The sequence below is a fragment of the Streptomyces viridosporus genome (assembly GCF_002078235.1).
Lineage (GTDB): Bacteria > Actinomycetota > Actinomycetes > Streptomycetales > Streptomycetaceae > Streptomyces > Streptomyces viridosporus.
This window is the reverse complement of record NZ_MSGP01000150.1, coordinates 11,221-11,703: the sequence shown is the minus strand read 5'-3', so window position 1 is coordinate 11,703 and position 483 is coordinate 11,221. Positions and strand designations below refer to the sequence as shown.

General features: G+C 78.7%; 1 pseudogene. It reads right to left on the bottom strand.

From position 1 onward, the window contains the following. Positions 1-6 precede the first annotated feature (6 nt). A pseudogene (locus tag B7L92_RS11785) lies at positions 7-483 on the bottom strand (class I SAM-dependent methyltransferase); the annotation flags it as partial.

The following is a 483-nucleotide window of genomic DNA, read 5'->3' as shown; positions in this document are numbered from 1 at the left end:
GCCGGGTCAGCCCCGCGGGGCCAGCGCCTCCCAGCGCACCGTGACCTCCCCCTGCCGCCACCGCGCCGGCCCGTCCGTCACCGGCCAGTGGGCCGCGAGGTCCCGTACCGTCCGGATCCAGCGCTGCCGGGCGCCGTACGAGGCGTAGGGCGCGGCGGCGGCCCAGGCGCGGTCGAAGTCGCGCAGGAAGGCGTGCACCGGCTCGCCGGGGACGTTGCGGTGGATGAGCGCCTTCGGCAGGCGTTCCGCCAGGTCCGAGGGGCGCTGCAGCGAGCCCAGCCGGGTCGCGAAGGTGACCGTGCGCGGCCCCTCCGGGCCGAGGGCGACCCACACGTGCCGGCGTCCGATCTCGTCGCAGGTCCCCTCGACCAGCAGCCCGCCGCGCGAGCCCGTCGCCGGGTCGGCCGGCGCCAGCCGCGCGCACAGCCGCCGCCACACGGCGGCGACCTCCGTCTCGTCGTACTGGCGCAGCACGTTCGCCGC